This window comes from Kitasatospora sp. MBT66, assembly GCF_000710405.2.
In the GTDB taxonomy this organism is placed as follows: domain Bacteria; phylum Actinomycetota; class Actinomycetes; order Streptomycetales; family Streptomycetaceae; genus Kitasatospora; species Kitasatospora purpeofusca.
Map to the genome: position 1 here is coordinate 86,953 of NZ_JAIY01000012.1, position 21,118 is coordinate 108,070.

Here is a 21,118-nt window from a genome sequence, read left to right on the forward strand (position 1 = left end):
GCCCGTCCGGTACGCCCGGTTCGCCGCCGCGCTGGCCGCGCGCCGGGACGAGCTGCCCGGTCTGCTGCCGCCGGCCGCGCCCCGGCCGGCCGGCCCCCGCGCGGCCGTCGCCGAGGAGCCCGACCTCTACGACTACGGGCTGCCCCGGCTGCTGGTCTGCCAGAGCCGGGAGATCACCGCGATGCTGATCGCCAACGACCTGCACCTGGAGGCCGCCTGCCCGGTGCTCCCGGCGGACGAACTGCCGCTGGACGAGCGGCTGGTGGGCGCGCTGGAGCGGGCCGGGGGCGCCGTGGTGCACGTGCTGCACGACGCCAGCCCGTCCGGGCTCGCCTGCTTCGAGCAGGTCCGGGCCGCGTACGGATCGACGGCCGGTCCGGACGGGGCCGGGCCGGACGGGGCCGGGCCGGCGGGCGTCCGGGTCCGCTCGATGGGCCTGGTGCCCCGGCATGCCAACACCCTGCACCTGACCTCCGGGCGCGGCCCGCACGGCCACCGGGGACCGCTGCCCGCCGGGCTGCGCCCCGAGGAGCGGGCCTGGCTGGGCAGCGGCCGGACCATCGAACTGGCCGCCGTCCCGCCGGCCCGGCTGCTGCACACCGTGATCCGCCAGCTGCGCGGCGGCGGGACGGCCGGTCCGCGCCGCACCCCGCTGCACCGGCGGGTCCGTGCCGTGCGCGGCAGCGGCTTCCTCAGCTGGCCGGCCGGCTGAACCCCGCTCCGCCCCCGATCCGTACGCACCGTCCCACCTGCCCGAGTCTGTGAGGACCCCGCACCCATGAGCAACGCACGCCATCTCGGCTACCGCGACGAACTGCTGGCGGACGGCCAAGTCCACCGCCGGTACGAGGACGGCCGCAGCGAGTGGCGCCGGCGCGGCACCGACCGGCAGATCCACTGGCACGACAGCCTCGGCCGCTCCGGCACCGACGAGCCGCTCGGCCGCGACCTGGTCAAGCGGCGGTACGCGGACGGCACCGCCGAGTACGGCCGCGACCTCGGCTACGGCCGCACCGTGTGGGGCAGCGGCCGGCTGGTCACCCTCAACCGCAGCTCCTTCGGCGGACGGCTCGGGGTGGTGGTCGGCGCCCTCGGGGTGGCGGGCGTCGCCGCGATCACCGCCGCCCAGCTGCCGCCCATGGCCCTGTCCGAGGCCGAGGAGGAGGAACTGCGCCAGCAGGCCCGCCAGCAGGCCTCCTCCTCCGGCGGCGGTGACGGCGGAGGAGGAAGCGGTGGCAGCGGCGACATATCGGTGGACGGCGACGGGTCCGGGGACCAGCACGGGGACCCGGGCACCACCGAGGACTTCGGCGACTGGGGCGACTCCGACGACGGCTGGGACGGCGACGACTTCGGCTGAGCCGCCGCACCCCCGGCCGCCACCCGGCCGGCCGGGGACCCCGCCGCCGCCCGCGGACACCCCGCGGGCCGCCGTCCGACGAAAGGCACCGCTCCACCATGCCCCGCTGCTGCGCCCTCGCCGGCCCCGACGCCGACCGGGCCCGCGCCCACCTCGCCGCCCTCACCGGCGGCACCGCGCCGAACGGCGCCCGGGCCGCCCTCCTCCCCGCCGAACCCGGCTTCGCCACCGGCCCGTTCACCGTCGACGGCCGCACCGCCGTCGGCGAGGTGACCCTGCACAACCGGCCCGAGCTGATCGCCGCCCTCGCCGCGGCCGGGTCCCCCGTACCGGCCGACCTGCCGGACGGCGAACTGCTGCTCCGGCTGTGGCTGCGGCTCGGCACGGACGGCCTGCGGCAGGCCGACGGGATGTTCGCGCTCGTCGTCGTCGACGGCGCCGACCTGGTCCTGATCCGTGACCACGCGGGCGCCCGCACCGTGTTCCACGCCCGCGCCGACGGCTGCTGGGCCGCGTCCACCTCGCTCCGCGCCCTGCGCCACTGGCCCGCGCTCGGCACCGGTCTCAATCTCGCCGCCGTCCGCTCCTTCCTCACCTTCGCCTACCTGCCCGGCGAGGAGACCCTGCTGCGCGGCGTGCACGAGGCGCTGCCCGGCCGAGTGCTGCGGCTCGCCGCCGACGGCAGCACCCACCAGGAACCGTTCTGGGAACCCGCCGAGCACCTGCCCGAGGGCGCGGCCCGGCCCGCCGAGGAGTACGCCCGGGAACTGCGCGCCCTGCTCGAAGGGGCCACCGCGCGCAGGCTGCCGGCCGGCGGCCCGGTCGGCGTGCTGCTGTCCGGCGGCGTCGACAGCTCACTGGTCACCGCACTCGCCGCCCGGCTGCACGACCACCCGGTGCACACCTACTCGATCAGCTTCGGCGACCGGCTGCCCAACGAACTGGGGTACTCCGGACTGGTCGCCGACCACTGCGGCACCCGGCACCGGATCCTCACCGTCTCCGGCGAGGAGGTCGCCGCCCGGCTCGCCGACACCGTCGCCCTGCTCGACAGCCCGGTCGGCGACCCGCTGACCGTGCCCAATCTGATGCTCGCCGAGGCCGTCGCCGCCGACGGGATCACCGTCTCGCTCAACGGCGAGGGCGGCGACCCGGTGTACGGCGGCCCGAAGAACCTGCCGATGCTGGTCCACGAGATGCACCGCGACAACCCCGCCCCCGAAGTGCGGGCCGAGGCCTATCTGCGCTCCTACCGCAAGTGCTACGAGGACCTGCCGCTGCTGCTCACCGGCGAGACCCTGCGGGCGCTGGCCGACGAACCGCAACCGCGCCGCTTCGTCGCCCCGTACCTCTCCCCCGGGCCGATGCACTCGCTGCTCAACCAGCTGCTGCACTGCAACCTCCGGACCAAGGGCGCCCACCACATCCTCACCAAGGTCGAGCGGCTCACCGCCTCGCGCGGGGTGCAGGGCCGCTCGCCGCTGTTCGACCGGCAGGTCGTCGACCACGCCTTCGCCACCCCGCCGACCCTCAAGCTGCGCGGCACGGTGGAGAAGTGGATCCTCAAGGAGGCCGTCCGCGACCTGCTGCCGGGCGCGGTCGTGGACCGGCCGAAGAGCGGCATGCGGGTGCCGGTCCAGCAGTGGCTGCACGGGCCGCTGCGCGACCTGTCCGCCGAACTGCTGCTCGGACGCACCGCGCGCGAGCGCGGCCTGGTGCGGCCGGACACCGTGCGCACCTGGATGCGCCGGGAGGGCACCCTGCTGCCGCGCCAGGGCGGGAAGCTCTGGCTGGTGCTCACCCTCGAACTCTGGCTGCGCGCCTACGACCTGTGACCCCGGTCGAGCCCCGTTCCGACACGGTCCCGTTTTCCCCGAGCTGTCCACCGTTCCCACTGACCCGGCCCGGAGGCCCCGTCATGGCACCGTCCACCGTTTCCGCCGCCCCCGAACTCCACCTGACCGACCCGCGCACCGGCCACACCCGGGGCACCCTCGTCCCGGCGCGCGCCGGGCAGGTCGCCGAGACCGTGGCCCGCGCCCGGGCCGCCGGGCCGCGCTGGCGCGCGCTCACCCCGCGCGAGCGCGAGCGCCGCCTCGACGCGCTGGCCGACCTGATCGAGCGGCACCTCACCGAGTACACGGTGCTGGAGCAGGCCGGCACCGGGAAGCCCGAGGCCGAGGCCGCCGGCGAGGTCCGCGAGGTCGCCGACCTGTTCCGCTTCTACGCGGGGGCCGCCCGCACCGGCACCGCCCCCGCCGCCGGCCGCTACCTGCCGGGGCACGAGAGCTGGGTGCGCTGGGAGCCGGTCGGGGTGGTCGCGGCCGTCGTCCCGTGGAACTACCCGCTGCTGATGGCCGCCTGGCGCTGCGCCCCGGCCCTCGCCGCCGGGAACACCGTGGTGCTCAAGCCCGCCGAGACCACCCCCGACTCAGCGGCACTGCTCGCCGCCCACGCCGCCGAGGCGCTCGGCGAGGACGTGCTGACCGCCCTGGCCGGCGACCGCGAGAGCGGCCGGCTGCTGGTCGCCGCCGAGGTGGACCTGATCGCCTTCACCGGCAGCGCCGCCGCCGGCGCCGACATCGCCGCCCGGGCCGGCCACCGCCGGGTCAGCCTGGAACTCGGCGGCAACAGCCCGGTCCTCGTACTGCCCGACGCGCCCGGCCACACCTGGTCCGCGCTCGCCGCCGCGTGCACCTACAACGCCGGCCAGAGCTGCGCCGCGCCCGCCCGGGTGATCACCCTCACCGAGAACTACGAGCGGACCGTCACCGCCCTCGCCGCCGCGCTCGGTGCCCGTGAGGCGGGCCGCGACTTCGGCCCGCTCAACAACCCCGACCAGGCCGCCCGGTACGACAAACTGCTCGCCGCCTCCGCCGCCGGGCGCTCACTGCCCGCGCCCGGCCGCGGTGACGGCCTCTGGCGTCCCGCCCGGCTGCTCGCCGACCTCCCGGACGATGACCCGGCGGTGGTGGAGGAGGTGTTCGGTCCGCTGCTGACCGTCCAGCACGCCCCCACCGTCGAGGCCGCGCTCGCGCTCGCCAACGGGGTGCCGCAGGCCCTCGCCGCCAGCGTCTGGACCGCCGACCTGTCGACCGCCCTCGACCTGACCGCCCGGCTGGACGCGGGCGAGACCTGGATCAACTGCCATCTCGCCCAGAGCGCGGAGCTCCCGCACAGCGGCCGGGGCACCTCCGGCCAGGGCATCGACCTGTCCACCCTCGCCCTGCACGAGTACCAGCGCCCCAAGACGGTGACCGCCCGCCTCCGCGGCGGCGCCTGAGCACGGTGGGCCGCCCGCGTGCGGGCGGCCCACCGGGGGCCGACGGCCAGGGGGCTCAGGCGAAGGCGCCGGGGCGGCCGAGGGCGACCAGGCGGTGGTCCTTGGTGCCGATGAAGATGCGCCCCTTGTCGGTGGCGGGCACCGAGAACTTGCTCACCGTGCCGATCGGGACGGAGCGGCGCAGCTTGAGCGTGCCGTCGACCGGTACCGGGTCGTACGCCCGCAGTTCGCCGCCCTCGCCGTACTTGCCGGTGCCGGACCAGATCACCCAGACCAGGGCGGAGCCGGTGCGGGTGCCGTCGGAGGTGACGACGGGTGAGCCGGACATCTTGAGGAAGTCCTCGGCACTGGTGCCGGCGTTGCTCAGGTTCGGGACGCCGGCGGCGGTCACCCCGTACTTGAGGGCGCGCAGCTTGCCGTAGTTCTCCACGGTGTAGACGTAGCCGCCGTCGCCGCCCCAGACCGCGGGGTGGCCCCACACGCCGCCGTAGGGGCCGGTGAGGCCGACGACCTTGTCGGTGCCGTTCGGGCCCTGGCCGGTGCCGCCGAGGTCGTCGCGGTCGAGCAGGAAGATCCGGCCGTCCTTGCCGACCTGGACCAGGAGGTGGGGGTGGGCGGCGGTGCCGAAGCCGGACGGGAGGGCGACCGGGCCGCCGGAGCCGAGGTCGGTGTCCTTCTTGTCGAGGGTGGCGTTGTTGGTGGGGCTGAAGAAGTCCGCGGGGGCGAAGCCGCCGTCCGCGTCGACGGCGAAGCGGATCACCGACTCGCCGAGGCCGCCGGGCGGGCGGTTGCCGGGGCCGGGGGCGGGCGAGGCGCCGGCGCCCTGGCCGTTGGCGGTGGTGAGGAAGAACCGGCCGGGGCCGTCGGAGACCAGGCCGCTGCCGGACATCCAGACCGAGGCGCGCTGGGTGTCGGAGCCCGCGACGGTGGAGAACAGGGTGAGCCGGCGGGTGCGGGTGTCGAGGCCGGCCACCGTGCCGATGTAGTCGCCGATGCCGCAGAGCGAGCCGAAGCCGAAGTAGAGCCGGCCGTCGAGCAGCAGCAGTCCGGGGCGCTGGAGCGAGCGGTAGGCGTTGAAGGGCTTGCCGGGCGCGTTCACCGGGTCGCCCTGGACGGTGACGGGCCAGCCGCTGCGCTCGGCGCCGGTGCGGGCGTCGAGCGCGTGCACGTAGTGGTGCGGGTGGTGGTCGTCGGGGCCGTCGTCGACCTTGCTGGTGAGGTAGACGGTGCCGGTGGCGGGGTCGTAGACCGGGGTGGAGGTGGTGCCGACGTTGGGGCCGGGGTCGGAGCAGCCGATGGCGGCGGAGGCCCAGGCCGGGCCGTTCTCGCGGTGCCAGAGGATCTTCCCGGTCCTGGCGTCGACGCCGTAGACGTGGTTGGTCTCGGTGGCGACGACGACGGTGTCGCCGATCACCAGGGGCTGGGCGAAGACCTGGCCGTCGAGCTGGGTGGAGAAGCGGACGCCGAAGTCGGACTGTTCGACCTCGGTGGGGGCGAGTTGCGGTTCGTCGCGGTCCCAGGCGGTGCGGTCGTTGCCGAAGGAGATGGTGGTGACGTCGGCGCGGGCGGTGCCGGCGGCGAGCGGGGCGAGCAGGGCGAGGCCGGTGAGGAGTGCGGCGGCGCGCGGCAGGCGGCGGGCCGGGCGGGGGCCGGGGGTGGTGCGGTTCATGGCGCCATGGTTCGGCGGGCCGGGCGGGCCCACCAGCGGAAGTGGTCCAGTCGGCGGGCGGCCGTTCGCGCCGTTCGCCGGACACCGGACCGAAGTTGATCTATCGTCGTCCCGGCGCGTCGAAGTCCCGGCACGTCGGACAACGAACGGGGAGAACAGCGGTGCGGTACGGAATCATCGGCACGGGCGGCGTCGCGCGGACGATCGCGGACAAGCTGGTGTCGCTCGGGCACGAGGTGACCCTGGGGTCGCGCAGCAAGGACAACGAGACGGCGGTGGCCTGGGCCGAGCAGGCGGGGCCGACCGGCCACCACGGCACCTTCGCGGAGGCGGCGGAGTTCGGCGAGGTCGTGCTGAACGCCACCCCGGGGACGGTCGCCCTCGACGCGCTGCGGGCGGCGGGCCCGGAGCGGCTGGCGGGCAAGCTCCTGATCGACCTCTCCAACCCGCTGGTCTTCTCGGCCGAGGGCGAGCTGACCCTGGACCCGGTGAACACCGACAGTGTCGGTGAGCGGATCCAGCGGGAGTTCCCGCAGGCCCTGGTGGTGAAGACGCTCAACACGGTGACCGCCCCGGTGATGGTGGACCCGTCGCGGCTCGACGGCGAGCACAACATGTTCGTCGCGGGTGACGACGAGGGGGCCAAGGCGCGGACCGTGGCACTGCTGGGCAGCTTCGGCTGGCCGGCGGAGTCGGTGATCGACCTGGGCGACATCACGGGCGCCCGGGCGATGGAGATGATGATGCCGTTCTGGATCCGGCTGATGAAGGCCTTCGGCACGGCGGAGTTCAACTACTCCTTCAAGCGCGCCAAGTAGCCGCACGCCCGGGAGCCGTCACGGACGCGCCCCCGTCCCCTGCCGAGGGGGACGGGGGCGCGTCGTCGTGCGGTCGTCGACTACCGGCGGCCGGTGGCGGCGTGCACCCGGTCGGCCGGGTCGTCCTCGACCGGTTCCGGGGCGCCGGCCGGGCCGGGCACCCGGACGGTGCCGACGGGCGGCCGCTCCGCTCCCCCGGTCCGGGCACCGCGGCGCCGTCCGGCGGCGCGGGCGGCCTGGGCGAGGGCGAGCTGCCGGTCGGCCTCGGCCTGGATGGCGTCCTTGTCGCCGATCTCGGCGTCCGGCAGCGCGTCCGGGAGGATGTCCTCCAGCAGGCGCAGCGGCCGGTAGGCGAGGCCGAGCAGGCCCCAGACCGCGAGCAGCAGGCCGACCACGACGAGCAGCAGTCCGGCGCCGCGGCCCGGTCCGGTGCCGATCACCAGGCCGACGGAGTCGGCGAGCGCGCCGCCGGGGCGCATCAGCGGCTCGAAGACGTGGTCGGAGAGCGGTCCGGCGGTGAGGAAGCCGAGCGGCATCATCGACATGGCGAGCATCTGGTTGGTGGCCAGGACCCGGCCCTGGAGCTCCATCCCGACCTTGGTCTGGATCAGCGACATCCAGTGCGAGTTGAGGATCATCATCGATCCCCAGAGCAGGAACAGCCCGCAGGCGGTGAAGGCGGTCTCGGGGCGGCTGCCGGTGAGGACGGCGGCGAGGCCGACCACCGAGGTGAAGCCGATCATGCCGACGGAGCGGCGGCGGGTGCCGCCCCAGAGCCCCATCACCAGGGCGCCGACCATGGCGCCGAGGCCGCCGAGGGCGGTGACGACGCTGAGCTGGAAGGGCGTGCCGTTGGCCAGCACCATCGGGGTGACCAGCACGGTGGCGACGGCGAACAGGTAGTTGAACACCACGAAGAAGACCACCATGGCGACCAGGCTGTGCCGGCGCGCGATGTACCGCCAGCCGGTGACGACCTCCCGCCAGAGCGGCTCCTCCTGCTTGTCGAACATCGCGTTCGGGAAGCGGACCAGCAGCAGGCAGGTGACGCCGGTGAGGAAGGTCGCCATGTCGAACAGCACGACGCCGTGCAGTCCGACCAGGGAGACCAGCACGCCGCCGGCCAGGATGGCCATCATGTCGCCGGCGCCGGTGCCGAGTTGGGCGAGACCGTTGGCCTGGCCGAGGTAGCGCTTGGGCACCAGCTGGGTGATCGCGGCGAGGTAGGCGGGCCGTTGGAAGGCTCCGCAGGTGGAGCCCACGCAGGCCACGAGGTAGATGTGCCAGACCTCCAGGAGGTCGGTCCAGAGCAGTATCCCGAGGCCGAGCATGGCGGCGGCGGCCACGGTGTCCGTGACGATCATGATCCTGCGCCGGTCCACCCGGTCGGCGACGGCGCCGGCGATCGGCAGCAGCAGGACGGCCGGCAGCACCGCGATGAACGAGATCATCGCGAAGTCGAAGGCCGAGCCGGTCTGCTGGTAGACCCAGACGCCGAGGGCGAAGGTGGAGAGGCTGGTGCCGATCATCGAGACGAACTGGCCGACCGCGACCTTGGCGAAGGTGCCCAGTTCGGCCCTGGCGGCCGGGCGCTTCTCGGCGACCTGGTCGGCCACCTCGCCGGTGGCGGCGAACCCGGCCAGCACTCGGGCGAGTTCACCGGCCTGGTGCTTGAGGAAGTAGTGCCCGGCGCGCGGGACGACGGCGAGGTCCACGGTGTCGCCGAAGTGCTCCCACTCGGTGTAGCGCTCCTGGTAGAGCAGGGTGGCGCGGTCCTTCTCGCCGACCACGCAGAGGATCGGGGCGTCGATCCTCTCCGGCCGTTCGTCCCCGTAGGCGCGGGTGTAGAACTCCTCGGCCTGCCGGACGTCGTGGCGCAGCGCCCGGACCAGGAAGTCCTGTTCGGCCTGGTCGTAGACGTCGGTGAAGCCGCCCATCGCGCGCAGGTAGTCGAGGTAGCCGCGGTTGGACAGCGCCCGGTCGCCGGGCATCCGCCGGGCCATCCACTCGGCGAAGCGGCCGGGCAGCCGGGCGGCGGGGAAGGTGCCGCCGAGGGCGAGTCCGCGCAGGTCGACGCCGGCCGCCTCCAGCCGGGAGCCGAGGGCGGTGGCGAGCGCCCCGCCGAGGCAGTGGCCGTAGAGCAGCACCGGGCCGTCGACCCGCTCCAGCACCTGGGCGGTCAGGGTGTCGGCGAGGGCGCCGAGTTCGGCGAGTTCGTCGTCGGGGCGGCTCGGGTCGTGGCCGGGCAGCTCGACGGCGTAGAGCCGGTGGCCGGCCGGCAGCGCGTCGGCGAGCGGCTGGAAGGTGATCGGGCTGCCGCCGCCGTAGGGCACGCAGACCACGTTCATCCGGGCCGGCGCGTTGCCCCGGGTGAGCTTGTGCAGCAGGGTGCGCGGTCCCTCGTCGGCGGTGCCGCCGGCCCGGGCGTCGATCAGCGCTGCGAGTTCGCGGACGGTGGGGTGCTGGAACAGGTCGATGACCGACAGGCCGTCGCCGATCAGCCGGACGGCGTGCACGGCGGAGAAGGAATCCCCGCCGAGGGCGAAGAAGTCGTCGGCGGCGCCGATCTCCTCGGTCGCCAGGACCTTCCGGTAGGCGGCGGCCACGGCGTGCTCGGTGTCGGTGGTGAGCTCGCCGCCGCCGGCGGCGGGCTGGACGGCGGCCGGCTCGGGCAGGGCGGCCCGGTCGACCTTGCCGTTGGCGTTCAGCGGCAGGGCGTCCAGGACGACCAGGGCGGCCGGGACCATGTAGTCGGGCAGCCGGGTGCGCAGCGCGGCGCGCAGCTCGCCCGGGTCGGGCGCGGCGGCCGGGTCGGCGGGCACCAGGTAGCCGACCAGGGAGCCGGTGGCGCCCTCGCCCCGGGTGACCACGACGGCCTCGCGGACCTCGGGGCGGGCGGTCAGCTCGGCCTCGACCTCGCCGATCTCGACCCGGAAGCCGCGGATCTTGACCTGGTGGTCGATCCGGCCGAGGAACTCGATCGCGCCGTCGGGGCGGCGGCGGACCAGGTCGCCGGTGCGGTAGCAGCGGCGGCCGTCGACCTCCAGGAAGCGTTCGGCGGTGAGGTCCTCGCGGCCCAGGTAGCCGCGGGCGACACCGCCGCCGGAGACGTACAGCTCGCCGGGGACGCCGACCGGGACGGGGCGGCGGCGGGCGTCCAGCAGGTGCGCGGTGACATTGCCGAAGGGGCGGCCGAGCGGTGCGGTGACCGCGTCGCCGAGGTCGGCGGGGACGGGCGCGCCGAGCATCGAGACGGTGGTCTCGGTGGGCCCGTAGTGGTTGTGCAGCACCAGGTCGGGCCGGGCGGCGCGGATCCGGGCCACCAGGTCGGGCCGCAGCGCCTCGCCGGCGCAGATCAGCAGCCGGGCCGGGAGGATCGCGTCGAGTCCGGCACCGTGGGCGGCCAGTCCCTCCAGGTGGCTGGGGACGAGCTTGGCGGCGTCGATCCGGTGCTCGGCCGTGTAGGCGGCGAAGGCCTCCGGGTCGGTGGCCTGGTCGCGGGTGAGCAGGTGCAGGCAGCCGCCGCCGGTGAGCGCGCCGAACACGTTGGTGGTGCCGAGGTCGGCGGCGAAGGTGGAGACCAGGGCCCAGTTCCAGCCCGTCTGGTCGCCGCCGATGCGCTCGCGCAGGCCGTGCAGGTAGTTGCGGTAGTTGCGGTGCTCGACCGCGACGCCCTTCGGGGTGCCGGTGGAGCCGGAGGTGAAGAGCAGGTAGCAGAGGTGCTCGGGGCGGACGTCCACCTCGGGCGCGTCGGGCCGTTCGGTGCCGTCCGGGACGACCACCGGGTGGCCGCCGGTGAGGCGTCCGCGCTGGTCCTCGGTGGTGACGACGGCCGCGACACCGGCGGCGTCGAGCAGGGCGTTGATCCGCCCGTCCGGGTAGATCGGGTCGAGCGGCAGGTAGGCGCCGCCGGCCTTGAGGATGGCGAGCATGCCGACCACCAGGGCGGCGGAGCGCTCGACCAGCAGACCGACCGGGCGGTCCGGGCCGACGCCCTGGGCGCGCAGCCGGTGGGCCAGCGCGTTGGCGCGCCGGTCGAGTTCGGCGTAGCCGAGGACGCCGTCGGCGCCGCGCACGGCGGGCGCGTCGGGGGTGCGACGGGCCTGCTCCTCGACCAGGCCGTGCAGGGTGCCGCCGAGGTCCCAGCCGCGCGGGGCCTCGTCGTGCCACTCGGCCAGTTGCCGCTGCTCGGACGGGGTGAGCAGGGGAAGGTCGGCGAGCGGGCGGTCGGGGTCGGCGGCCATCGCGTCGACCGTCGTGGTGAGGTGGCCGAGGAAGCGGCGGACAGTGGCCTCGTCGTAGAGCTCGGTGCGCCAGACCAGGTCGGCGGCGAGTTCGCCGCCGGTGTCGACGACGGCCACCGAGAGGTCGAACTTGGCGGTGTCCGTGCCGATCGGCCGCCAGCGGACGGTGTGGCCGGGCAGCTCGGGGCGGGCCTCGGCCTGGTTGTGGACGTTCAGCAGGACCTGGAACAGCGGGGTGTGGGCGAGTTCGCGCTCCAGGCCGAGCGCGTCGATCAGTCGCTCGAACGGCAGGTCCTGGTGGCCGTAGGCGCCGAGGGTGGCGTCCTTGACCCGCTCCAGGAGCCCGCGGACCGTCGGGTCGCCGGAGAGGTCGGTGCGCATCGCCAGGGTGTTGACGAAGCAGCCGACCAGCGGCTCGGTCTCGCTGCGGGTGCGTCCGGCGATCGGGGTGCCGACGGTGACGTCCTCGCTGCCGGTGTACCGGCCGAGGACGGTCTGCAGGGCGGCCAGCAGCACCATGTAGACGGTGCTGCCGGTCCGTTCGGCGAGGGCGCGGATCCGCCGGGTGCGCTCCTCCCCCAACGCCTCGGTGAACCGGGCGCCCTCGGTGCCGGCGACGGCCGGCCGGGGCCGGTCGGCGGGCACCGTGACGGTGGTGGCGGCGCCGCGCAGGCGCTCCTGCCACCAGGCCTGCTGCCGGTCGAGTTCGGCGGCGAGCTCGGTCCGCTGCCAGTGCGCGACGTCCGCGTACTGGACGGGCAGCGGCTCGAAGTCCGGGGCCCGTCCGGCGCGGCGGGCGCCGTAGGCGGTGGCGAGGTCGCCGAACAGGACGCCGATCGACCAGCCGTCGGCCGCGATGTGGTGCAGCACCAGGCTGAGGACGGCGCCCCCGTCGGTGCGCAGCAGGGCGGCCCGCAGCGGCAGGTCGGCGGCCAGGTCGAAGGGGCGGTGGGCCTCGGCGGCCAGCCGGTCGTCGATCAGGTCGGCGGGGACGTCGTCGGTGGTGAGGGCGAAGTCCTCGGCGGGTCTCGGTTCGGGGCTCACCTCGCCGTCGACGGTCGGGTAGACGGTGCGGAGCACCTCGTGCCGGGCCAGGACGTCGGTGAGCGCGGCGGCGAGGGCGGCCTCGTCGGGCTCGCCGTCGAGGTGCAGGGCGAGCGGGATGTGGTAGGCGGCGCTGTCCGGTTCGTACTGGGAGAGGAACCACATCCGGCGCTGGGCCGAGGACAGCGGGGGTGCCGTGCCCTCGGGGCGCGGGGTGATGGTGCGGTGCTCGGCGCCGCCGGCCGCGGCCGCCGCCTTGGCGGCCTTGGCCTTGGCGAGGCGGCGGCGCAGCAGTTCCTGCCGACGGGCGGCCTGGTCCGGCTGCGGGGCCGACTGGGCCTGCTGCCGGGCCTGTTCCCGGGCCTGTTCCTGGGGCTGTTGCTGGGCCGGGGTCGGCCCGGTGGTGCTGTGCTCGGTCATGCGGTCTCCCCCGTCAGGGCGCCGGTGTCGCCGGCGGCCGGGCATGCTTCCAAGGTCCCGGGCCTGCCGGTGTCGCCGGCGGCTCGGGGGTGGGTGGGGCGGTTCACAGGGCGCTCCCGGCGGTCTCGTCGAGGTCGTTCGGGCCGTCGAGGTGGTCCAGGTCACCGAAGTCACCGGGCTCGTCCGGCTCACCGAGGTCGTCGAGGTCGTCGATCTCCTCCAGCAGGCGCTCCTCGACCCGGCGGGCCAGCGCGGCCAGGGTGCGGTCCTCGAAGACGGTCCGCAGCGGCAGTTCGGTCTCGAAGGTGTCCCGGATCCGCGCCAGCAGCCGGGTGGCGAGCAGCGAGTGCCCGCCGAGGGCGAAGAAGTCGTCGTGCCGGGAGACCCGCTCGACCTTCAGGACCTCGATCCACAGGTCCGCGAGCAGTTCCTCGCAGTCGCCCTCGGGCGGGGCACCGGCGCCGCCGAGCTCCGGCACCGGCAGCGCGGCCCGGTCGACCTTGCCGCTGGGGGTCAGCGGCAGCGCGTCGAGCAGCACGAGCCCGGCGGGCACCATGTAGTCGGGCAGCCGCTCGGTCAGGGCGCCGCGCAGCGCGTCCTCGGTCAGGCCCGGAGCCACGGCGTAACCGGCCAGGGCCGGTCCGGCCGGGGTCTCGACGAGCCGGGCGGCGCCCGCGACGACGCCCGGGAGGGCGGTGAGCGCGGCCTCGATCTCGCCCAGCTCGATCCGGAAACCGCGCAGCTTGACCTGGGCGTCGGTGCGGCCGTGGTACTCCAGCCGGCCGTCGGCGCGGCGGCTGGCGAGGTCGCCGGTGCGGTACATCAACGCGCCGTCGGTGCGGCCCGGTTCGGCGGTGAAGCGCTCGGCGGTCAGCTCGGGCCGGCCGTGGTAGCCGAGCGCGACACCCGCGCCGGCGATGCACAGCTCGCCGACGCCGTTGACCGGGACCGGCTGGCCGGAGCCGTCGAGCAGGTGCAGCCGGGTGTTGGCGACGGGCGCGCCGAGGGCCACCACGCCGCCGTGGGCGACGAGTTCGGGGGTGACCCGCTGGACGGTGGACCAGACGGTGGTCTCGGTCGGGCCGTAGAGGTTCCACAGCGAGCCGACCCGGCCGAGCAGGGCGCGGGCGAGGTCGGCGGTGAGCGCCTCGCCGCCGCACAGCGCGGTCAGCCCCGGGCGGCCGGCCCAGTCGGCCTCCAGCAGCATCCGCCAGGTGGCGGGGGTGGCCTGGAGGTGGGTGACGCCCTGCTTCTCCACCCAGGCGCCGAGCGCGGCCCCGTCGGTGGCGGTGGCCCGGTCGGCGATCTCCACCCGGGCGCCGGTGACCAGCGGCAGCCACAGCTCCAGACCGGCGATGTCGAAGGTCACGGTGGTGACGGCGGCCATCACGTCCCGCCCGGTGAGGCCGGGTTCGTGGCCCATCGAGGTGAGGAAGTTGACGATCGCCCGGTGCGGCACCGCGACGCCCTTGGGGCGGCCGGTGGAGCCGGAGGTGTACAGCAGGTAGGCCGGGTCCTCCGGGCCGACCTCGACGTCCGGTGCCTGGGCCGGGGCGGCGGCGTGCGCGGGCCCGTCCACGAGCACGGCCTCCCGGCCGCGCAGCAGTTCGTCGCCGGCGGTCGCGCCCTCGGCGACCACCACGGTGACACCGGCGTCGTCGAGCACGGCCCGGTTGCGGGCGAGCGGCTGGTCGACGTCCAGCGGCAGGTAGGCGGCTCCGCTGCGCAGCACGCCGAGCAGGGCGGCGGGCAGCAGCCGGCCGCGCCGGACGGCGACCGCGACCAGGTGGCCGGGGCCGACGCCGCGGGCGCCCAGCAGGTGGGCCAGCCGGTCGGCGGTGTCGAGGAGTCCGGCGTAGTCGAGGGTGCCGTCGGCGGCGGACACGGCGGGCGCGTCCGGGGTGAGGGCGGCCCGGTCGGCGACCAGCCGGTGCAGCGGGGCGTCGGGGATCGGCGCCGCGGTGCGGTTGACCGGCTCGTCGGCCGCGAGTTCGGCGGCGGAGAGCATGACCAGCTCGCCGAGCGGGCGGTCGGGTTCGGCGACGGCGGCGGCCAGCAGCGCGACCAGGTGGTCGAGCGCGGCACGCACGGACCGCTCCTCGTAGCGGGAGGTGCGGTACTCGGCGGACAGCAGCGGTCCGTCGGCCGGGAACTCCAGGAACAGCGAGAGGTCGGTCTTGGCGGTGCCGTTGCACACCTCGGCGACGAAGGTGAGCTTCAGTCCGGGCAGTTCGACGCCGGCCACCGGGTGGTTCTGGACGGCGAGCAGCACCTGGGAGATCGGCGAGGCGGTGAGGCCGGGCGAGCCGCCGTAGCGGCGGGCGTGGTCGACGAACGGGTGGCCGCTGTGGTCGGCGGCCTCCAGGACGACGGGTCGGACCCGGGCGACCAGTTCGCGGAAGGTGTCGGCGCCGGCCACGTCGAAGCGCAGCGCGACCGTGTTGATCAGCGAGCCGATCACGGTCTCCAGCTCGGGCACCGGGCGGACGGCGAAGGGGCTGATCACGGCGACGTCGGTCCGGCCGGTGTAGCGGTGCAGCACTCCGCCGAGCGCGGCGAGCACCACCGTGTAGAGGCTGGCGCCCTCCCCGGCGGCCCACTTCTCGATGCCCTCGACGAACCCGCTGTCCAGCCGGCGGGCGAGCCGGCGGCCGGCGATGTCCTGCGGGTTGGGGCGCGGGCGGTCGCCGGGCAGGTGCTGGTCGCCCTCGACGCCGCGCAGCCGCTCGGCCCAGCGCTCGGCGGCCTCGCGGCCGGCCTCGACGTCGCGCAGCTCCCAGCGGGCGACGTCCGACAGCTGGAGCGCGGGCTCGGGCAGTTCACCCTCCCGCAGGGCGCGGGCGACCTCGGCGAGCAGCAGTCCGGCGGCCCAGCCGTCGGCCGCGGCGTGGTGCACGGTGAGCAGCAGCTCGTGCCGGTCCGTGTCGGTCCGCACGGCGAGGGCGCGCAGCAGCCGGCCGCCGGCGAGGTCGAGCGGGCGGGCGGCCTCGGCGCGCAGCACGTCGTCGATCGCCTCCTCGTCGGCGACCTGCCCGTGCGGGCCGACGAGGTCGAGCAGCGGCACCTCGACCGGGTACGGCGGGCGGACGTCGGCCACGGCGTCGTCCAGCTCGCTCGGGTTCGGGTCGCCGTACAGGGCGGTGCGCAGCGACTCGTGGCGGCGGACGACCTCGGTGAGCGCGCGGCCGAGGGCCTCGCGGTCGAGGGCGCCCTCGGCGCGGATCCGGACCGGCACGTTGTAGAGCGGACTGCCGGTCTGGACGGCCTCGTGCAACCACAGTTCGCGCTGGAACTCGGTGGCGCGGGCGGGCAGGTGGGCCTCGCGCCTCGGCGGTTCCACGGAGGCCCGGCCACCGCCGCCGTTGGCGGCCCGGACGGCCAGCGCGGCGACGGTCGGGGCGGCGAAGAACTCGGCGAGCGGCACCCGGGTGCCGAACTCGCGCTCGACCCGGGCCAGCAGGCCGACGGCGAGCAGGGAGTGGCCGCCGAGGTCGAGGAAGACGTCGTGCACGCCGACCTCGGGGACGCCGAGCAGGTTCTGCCAGAGTTCGGCGATCCGGATCTCGGCGGGGGTGCGGGGGGCGACGAACAGCTCCTGGCCGCCCCGGCTGCGGGCGACGGGGGGCAGTGCCTTGCGGTCGGTCTTGCCGTTGGGGGTGAGCGGCAGTTCGGCCAGCACGGCGACGGCCAGCGGCACCATGTAGCCGGGCAGGGCGGCGGCGCAGTGGGCGCGCAGTTCGGCGGGCGTCGGTTCGGCGGTGCCGGGGGTGGGCTGGACGAACGCGGCCAGGTAGTCGCCGGCCTCGTCGCGCTGGACGACGGCGGCGGCGGCCTCGACCGCGGGGTGGTTGGCGAGCACCGCCTCGATCTCGCCGAGTTCGACCCGGAAGCCGCGGACCTTCACCTGGTGGTCGACCCGGCCGTGGTACTCCAGGTCGCCGTCGGGCAGCCGGCGGACCAGGTCCCCGGTGCGGTAGCAGCGCAGGCCGTCGATGTGGACGAAGCGCTCCTCGGTGAGGTCGGGGCGGCCGTGGTAGCCGCGGGCCAGGCCCTCGCCGGAGAGGTACAGCTCGCCGATGCCGCCGTCCGGCACGGGTATCCGGTTCTCGTCGAGGACGTGGTCGAGGGTGCCGGCGAGCGGGCGGCCGATGACCGGCTCGCCGGCGCCGCCCCGGGCGACCAGCGACCAGGTGGAGTAGACGGTGTCCTCGGTGGGGCCGTACAGGTTGTAGAGGCGCTCGACGCCGGGCCGGGCGTGGACCTTGTCCGCGAGGTGGCGGGGCAGCGCCTCGCCGGCCAGGTTGACCACCCGCACGCCGTCCGGCAGTCCGCCACCGCCGTTGCCACCGCCGTTGCCTCCGCCGGGCTGGTCGTCGCCGGGCAGGCTGTCCCCGCGCAGCAGCGCGGCCATCGCGCTGGGCACCGTGTTGACCAGGGTGACCTCGTCCCGGGCGGGCAGCTCGGGGAGGGCGAGGACGTTCTCGGCGACCACGATCGTGCCGCCGACGGAGAGCGGGAGGAACAGCTCGTACACCGAGATGTCGAAGCACACGGAGGTGCCGAACAGCACACCGGCCAGGTCGGCGGCGGTGTAGGTGTCGGCGGCCCAGCGGAGCATGGCGTTGACGCCGCGCTGGGTGACCGAGACGCCCTTGGGGCGGCCGGTGGAGCCGGAGGTGTAGAGCACGTACGCAAGTGCGTCGGTGGCCGCGTCGCCGGTGGTGGGGCGCGCGGCGGCCGGGTCGAGCGGGGCGGCGGGGCCGTCGCCGTCGATGTGCAGGAGGGTGGCGCCCGCGCCGTTCAGCAGGTGCTCGTGGGCGCTGTCGGTGAGCACGACGGGCGCCTGCGCGTCGCCGACGACCAGTTCGAGGCGGTCGCGCGGATAGGCCGGGTCGAGCGGCACATAGGCTCCGCCGGCCCGTAGCACCGCCAGGAGACCGACCACGAGGTCGGCCGTTCGCGGCAGGCATACGCCGACCAACGTCTCTGCCCGGACTCCCGCGGCGGCCAGCCGGCCCGCTACCGCGGCCGTCGCGGAGTCCAGTTCACGGTAGGTCAGCCGGCGTGTGCCGTCGATCACGGCCGTGGCGTCCGGGGTTCTTCTGACCTGCGCGGCCACCAGTTCGGCCAGTGGTGCTGCCGGATCCAGTGGAGTAAGTCCCGTCGAACTCATCGCTTCTCTCCCGAGGGTGCTGCTGCATCGACTTGTGGTCGGCGAGAAATGGGCGGTGTGCCCTGGGAGATGGTGGGGTAAAGATCTACGAATCACCAGCACATTTCCGTCACTCGTTCGATATGCCGGAAAGATCACCTCTCCCGGCCTGGTCAGCGGTGTCCGGATCTGACGGTTCGTCGGCGATTTCACCCGGATTGGCATCCCCCTTGGCAGCGCCGGTCCGTACCGATAGCGTTTCACCGACGGTTCGTCAGTTGGCGCACACCTGTGTCCTGCTGGCACCGCAAGCAGATTTCCGGACTCAATCTTGTCCGAGGGCAGTCAAAATCTGGCCGGTAGTACGGCCTTCGCCCCCACCGCCGCACACCGCTCCGGCCCACCGGTCCGACCCACCCGGACCGCAAGCCCCGAAGGCGGCGGACGCGAGCGGGTCGACTGCAGATCTGTGTGCAAAGCGTGTGCAATTCACGGGGGACTCCGGGAGGCTCCATGGACAACGCGACCACCCGGCGCACACCGGGCTCCCGCCCACACTCCGCCACCCGCCGTCCCGAACGCCCGGGACCCCGGTCACGCCCCGGTCCCGGGCCGCAGGACCCATCGCAGGGCGGCTCGGAACGCACGAACGCCGGGTCCGGAGGTGTCGGTGGACACCTCCGGACCCGGCGCGCGAGGAGAGGAACGAAAGGTCAGACTGTGGCGCCCGACGCCGCCGGGTCCCCCACCGCGACGGGAGCGGTCCGGTGTGCCAGTGGGATCACGGTCGCCGCCCTCCCGATCTGCATCTCCGTCAGTCGCCAGACCACCAGGACCGCCAGCACCGCCGCCGCCACCCGCAGCGCGTTCCCGGCGACCTCGACCTGCAGCGCGGTGCGCATCGCTTCGAGCCGCTCGTCGGCCTCGCCGAACCCCGAGTCCGCCCGGACCAGGGCGCCGACGATCCTCGGGGCCACGAGCGAGCCGATCCAGGCCGTCCACCACGCCGACACCAGCCACTGCGACACGATCCGCCGCCGGCCCTCCGGATCGACCGAAGCGCTGGCCCGCCAGCAGTCCACCACCAGCTGCCACGGGAACCAGAGCGCGACCACGGGCGTGAACCACGCCCCGACCGCCCAGCCCGACCCGTGCCGGTGACCGTTCGGCACGAACAGCTCGGCGTTCGCCCTGATCCGGTGGAACCAGACGACGAAGGCCGCGGCCGTCGCCAGCAGCAGGAGCGCCGACAGACCGTTCACCTCGCTCTCCAGCGCGGCCAGCGACTCCAGCAGGTCGAACCCCTCCGAGTCCTCCGGGTCCGCCAGCACCAGGCCGATCGCCCGCACCCCGAACAGGTCGCCCACCAGCACGGCCAACGCCAGCAGACCGCTCAGCACCAGCATCACGACGGCCGCCACCGCGGCGACCCTGGGCGACCGGAAGTCCCGCACCCAGTGCGGGGCGGCCTCCGCACAGGCGTAGCACCGCCCACCGTTCCCCATCACCGGCCGAGCCCCGCAGACCACACACACCACTGGAACCGCTCCCCACACGAGAACACACAAGAAGACACAGGAAGGTCGGGCCGGGACCGGCCTCCGCCCGCCCCGCCGCCGCCACGGACCGGCCGCGAGCGGGCCGACTCTAGGGCCCCGTCGCGCCGACCCGCCACTTCATTCCGCGCATCGGTGCAGGTCAGAGGCGATATCGCGGCCTTTGCCCGGTTCCGCGCACCGTTGCGCGCCCACCTGTCGGAGCCGGCCCTGCCATCGGGTCCGACCACCGGCCCCGATCACCGGGTCCGGGCCGCGGGCACCACCCGGGAGGGGCCAGAATGGGGCGCATGTCCCGACGCCGTTCCGCGCCCCGTGCCAGCACGCCCGCGCCGCGCCTGCTCCCGTCCTCCCCGTGCCCCTGCGGCCTGCCCGGCAGCTACGCCGAGTGCTGCGGCCGACTGCACCGGGGCCAGGTGGCCGCCGCCACCGCCGAGGCGCTGATGCGCTCGCGCTACAGCGCCTTCGCCGCCCGCGACGAGGCCTACCTGCTGCGCACCTGGCACCCGGACACCCGGCCGGACAGCGTGGACTTCGACCCGGGGCTGCGCTGGGTGCGGCTGGAGGTGCTCTCCACCGGCGAGGGCGGGGCGTTCCACGCCGAGGGCACGGTGGCCTTCCGCGCCCACTTCACGGAGGGGCGGGAGGAGGGCGTCCTCACCGAGCACAGCCGGTTCGTGCGGCACGAGGGCGCCTGGGTGTACCTGGACGCGCTCTCGCTCGACTGAGCCGGGCTGATCCGCGCGCGGCCCCGGGCCCGTCGGTGGTGGGGCCGGGAGGGCGCGGGTCGTCGGTCGCGGACGTGCGGGCGGGCGGCCCCGGAGGACCGCCCGCCCGTGCAGCCGTGCACCCTGCTACAGGTAGTCGTCCAGCCGGGCCAGGGCGAAGCCCTGCGCGGTGACCTCGTCGACCACCTTGCGCAGCAGGTCGGGCATGGACCCCGGCCACAGGTCGGTGCCGCGGAAGTGGGTCAGGATGATGTCGCCCGGGTGGAGCCGCTGGTCCTCGTAGCGGTACTCCATCCGGTCCGGGAACGCCTCCTCGTTCCACAGCGGCACCGCCTCGATGCCGCAGGAGCCGGCGGCCCGCAGGGTGTCCGCGTTGTACTCGCCGTAGGGCGGCCGGAAGAGCCGGGGGCGGGTGCCGATCTGCCCCTCCAGCTGGTCCTGCTGGCGGCAGATCTCGTCGCGCTGGGTCGCGTAGTCGAGGACCTTGAGGTTGCGATGGTTGATGGTGTGGTTGTTCACCGCGTCGCCCTGCTCGGACAGCCGGCGGAAGTAGCCGTAGTCGGAACGGGCCAGGTAGTCCGCGACGAAGGTGGACAGCGGGATGCCGAGCTCGGCCGCCATTCGGCTGAACTCCGGGTCCTTCTCGGCGCCGTCGTCCACCGTCAGGAAGACGATCGGCTGCTCGGTGGGCACCCGGTACACCACCGGCGGCAGCCCGTCCGCGAGCTTGACGCCCTGCGCGGCGCGCAGCTCGGGCCGGCCCGCCGGGGGCTGCGGGGCGGGCAGCGGCAGCCGGGCCAGACCCCAGCGCCGAGCGGTCTCCAGCGCGGCGCGGGCGGCATCG

At 75.1% G+C, this 21,118-nt stretch carries 11 protein-coding genes; 6 read left to right on the forward strand and 5 right to left on the reverse strand.

Annotated elements, in window-relative coordinates; translation table 11 throughout:
- The 4 genes from BI06_RS51490 to BI06_RS32790 all read left to right on the forward strand — a co-directional run.
- A partial coding sequence (locus BI06_RS51490) for a hypothetical protein (RefSeq protein ID WP_043474425.1) occupies positions 1 to 712 on the forward strand: 712 nt, incomplete at its 5' end.
- Between the two features lie 66 nt (positions 713 to 778).
- The gene (locus BI06_RS32780) at positions 779 to 1,360 is read left to right on the forward strand and encodes a hypothetical protein (RefSeq protein WP_043474428.1); all 582 of its coding nucleotides are present in this window, start codon (positions 779 to 781) and stop codon (positions 1,358 to 1,360) included.
- A 98-nt stretch (positions 1,361 to 1,458) separates the two neighbouring features.
- Complete coding sequence (locus tag BI06_RS32785) at positions 1,459 to 3,195, forward strand: asparagine synthetase B (RefSeq protein WP_043474431.1); 1,737 nt, start codon at positions 1,459 to 1,461, stop codon at positions 3,193 to 3,195.
- Positions 3,196 to 3,278: 83 nt separating this feature from the next.
- Positions 3,279 to 4,643, forward strand: a complete 1,365-nt coding sequence (locus BI06_RS32790) for an aldehyde dehydrogenase family protein (protein ID WP_030394782.1) — start codon at positions 3,279 to 3,281, stop codon at positions 4,641 to 4,643.
- A 55-nt stretch (positions 4,644 to 4,698) separates the two neighbouring features.
- Here BI06_RS32790 and BI06_RS32795 read toward each other — a convergent pair whose 3' ends face one another.
- Positions 4,699 to 6,312 (reverse strand): PQQ-binding-like beta-propeller repeat protein, encoded by a 1,614-nt coding sequence (locus BI06_RS32795; protein ID WP_051742443.1) that lies wholly within the window; start codon positions 6,310 to 6,312, stop codon positions 4,699 to 4,701.
- A 161-nt stretch (positions 6,313 to 6,473) separates the two neighbouring features.
- Between BI06_RS32795 and BI06_RS32800 the strand changes: the two genes are divergently transcribed.
- Positions 6,474 to 7,130: an NADPH-dependent F420 reductase gene (locus BI06_RS32800; RefSeq protein WP_030394780.1), complete on the forward strand. Its 657-nt coding sequence runs from the start codon at positions 6,474 to 6,476 to the stop codon at positions 7,128 to 7,130.
- An 80-nt stretch (positions 7,131 to 7,210) separates the two neighbouring features.
- On the opposite strand, the gene BI06_RS32805 is transcribed toward BI06_RS32800, so the two are convergent.
- From BI06_RS32805 to BI06_RS32815, 3 genes are all read right to left on the reverse strand, one after another.
- Positions 7,211 to 12,838 (reverse strand): non-ribosomal peptide synthetase/MFS transporter, encoded by a 5,628-nt coding sequence (locus BI06_RS32805; protein ID WP_051742445.1) that lies wholly within the window; start codon positions 12,836 to 12,838, stop codon positions 7,211 to 7,213.
- A 103-nt stretch (positions 12,839 to 12,941) separates the two neighbouring features.
- On the reverse strand, positions 12,942 to 18,011 hold the full coding sequence (locus BI06_RS32810) for a non-ribosomal peptide synthetase (protein ID WP_158516493.1): 5,070 nt from the start codon (positions 18,009 to 18,011) through the stop codon (positions 12,942 to 12,944).
- Between the two features lie 692 nt (positions 18,012 to 18,703).
- Positions 18,704 to 19,411 (reverse strand): DUF4328 domain-containing protein, encoded by a 708-nt coding sequence (locus tag BI06_RS32815; protein WP_149030560.1) that lies wholly within the window; start codon positions 19,409 to 19,411, stop codon positions 18,704 to 18,706.
- Between the two features lie 425 nt (positions 19,412 to 19,836).
- Here BI06_RS32815 and BI06_RS32820 point away from each other — a divergent pair, with 425 nt between their 5' ends.
- Entirely contained in the window at positions 19,837 to 20,274 is a 438-nt protein-coding gene (locus tag BI06_RS32820; protein WP_030394776.1) for a YchJ family protein, read from the forward strand.
- 126 nt (positions 20,275 to 20,400) lie between these two features.
- On the opposite strand, the gene BI06_RS32825 is transcribed toward BI06_RS32820, so the two are convergent.
- The coding region (locus BI06_RS32825) for a polysaccharide deacetylase family protein (protein WP_051742451.1) at positions 20,401 to 21,118 on the reverse strand (718 nt) is incomplete at its 5' end.

What these genes read in the sequence shown, in the direction of transcription:
- BI06_RS32780 (WP_043474428.1), top strand. Translation starts at nt 779, where the DNA reads ATGAGCAACGCACGCCATCTCGGCTACCGCGACGAACTGCTGGCGGAC.
- BI06_RS32805 (WP_051742445.1), bottom strand. Translation starts at nt 12,838, where the DNA reads ATGACCGAGCACAGCACCACCGGGCCGACCCCGGCCCAGCAACAGCCC.
- BI06_RS32820 (WP_030394776.1), top strand. Translation starts at nt 19,837, where the DNA reads ATGTCCCGACGCCGTTCCGCGCCCCGTGCCAGCACGCCCGCGCCGCGC.
- BI06_RS32785 (WP_043474431.1), top strand. Translation starts at nt 1,459, where the DNA reads ATGCCCCGCTGCTGCGCCCTCGCCGGCCCCGACGCCGACCGGGCCCGC.
- BI06_RS32810 (WP_158516493.1), bottom strand. Translation starts at nt 18,011, where the DNA reads ATGAGTTCGACGGGACTTACTCCACTGGATCCGGCAGCACCACTGGCC.
- BI06_RS32790 (WP_030394782.1), top strand. Translation starts at nt 3,279, where the DNA reads ATGGCACCGTCCACCGTTTCCGCCGCCCCCGAACTCCACCTGACCGAC.
- BI06_RS32795 (WP_051742443.1), bottom strand. Translation starts at nt 6,312, where the DNA reads ATGAACCGCACCACCCCCGGCCCCCGCCCGGCCCGCCGCCTGCCGCGC.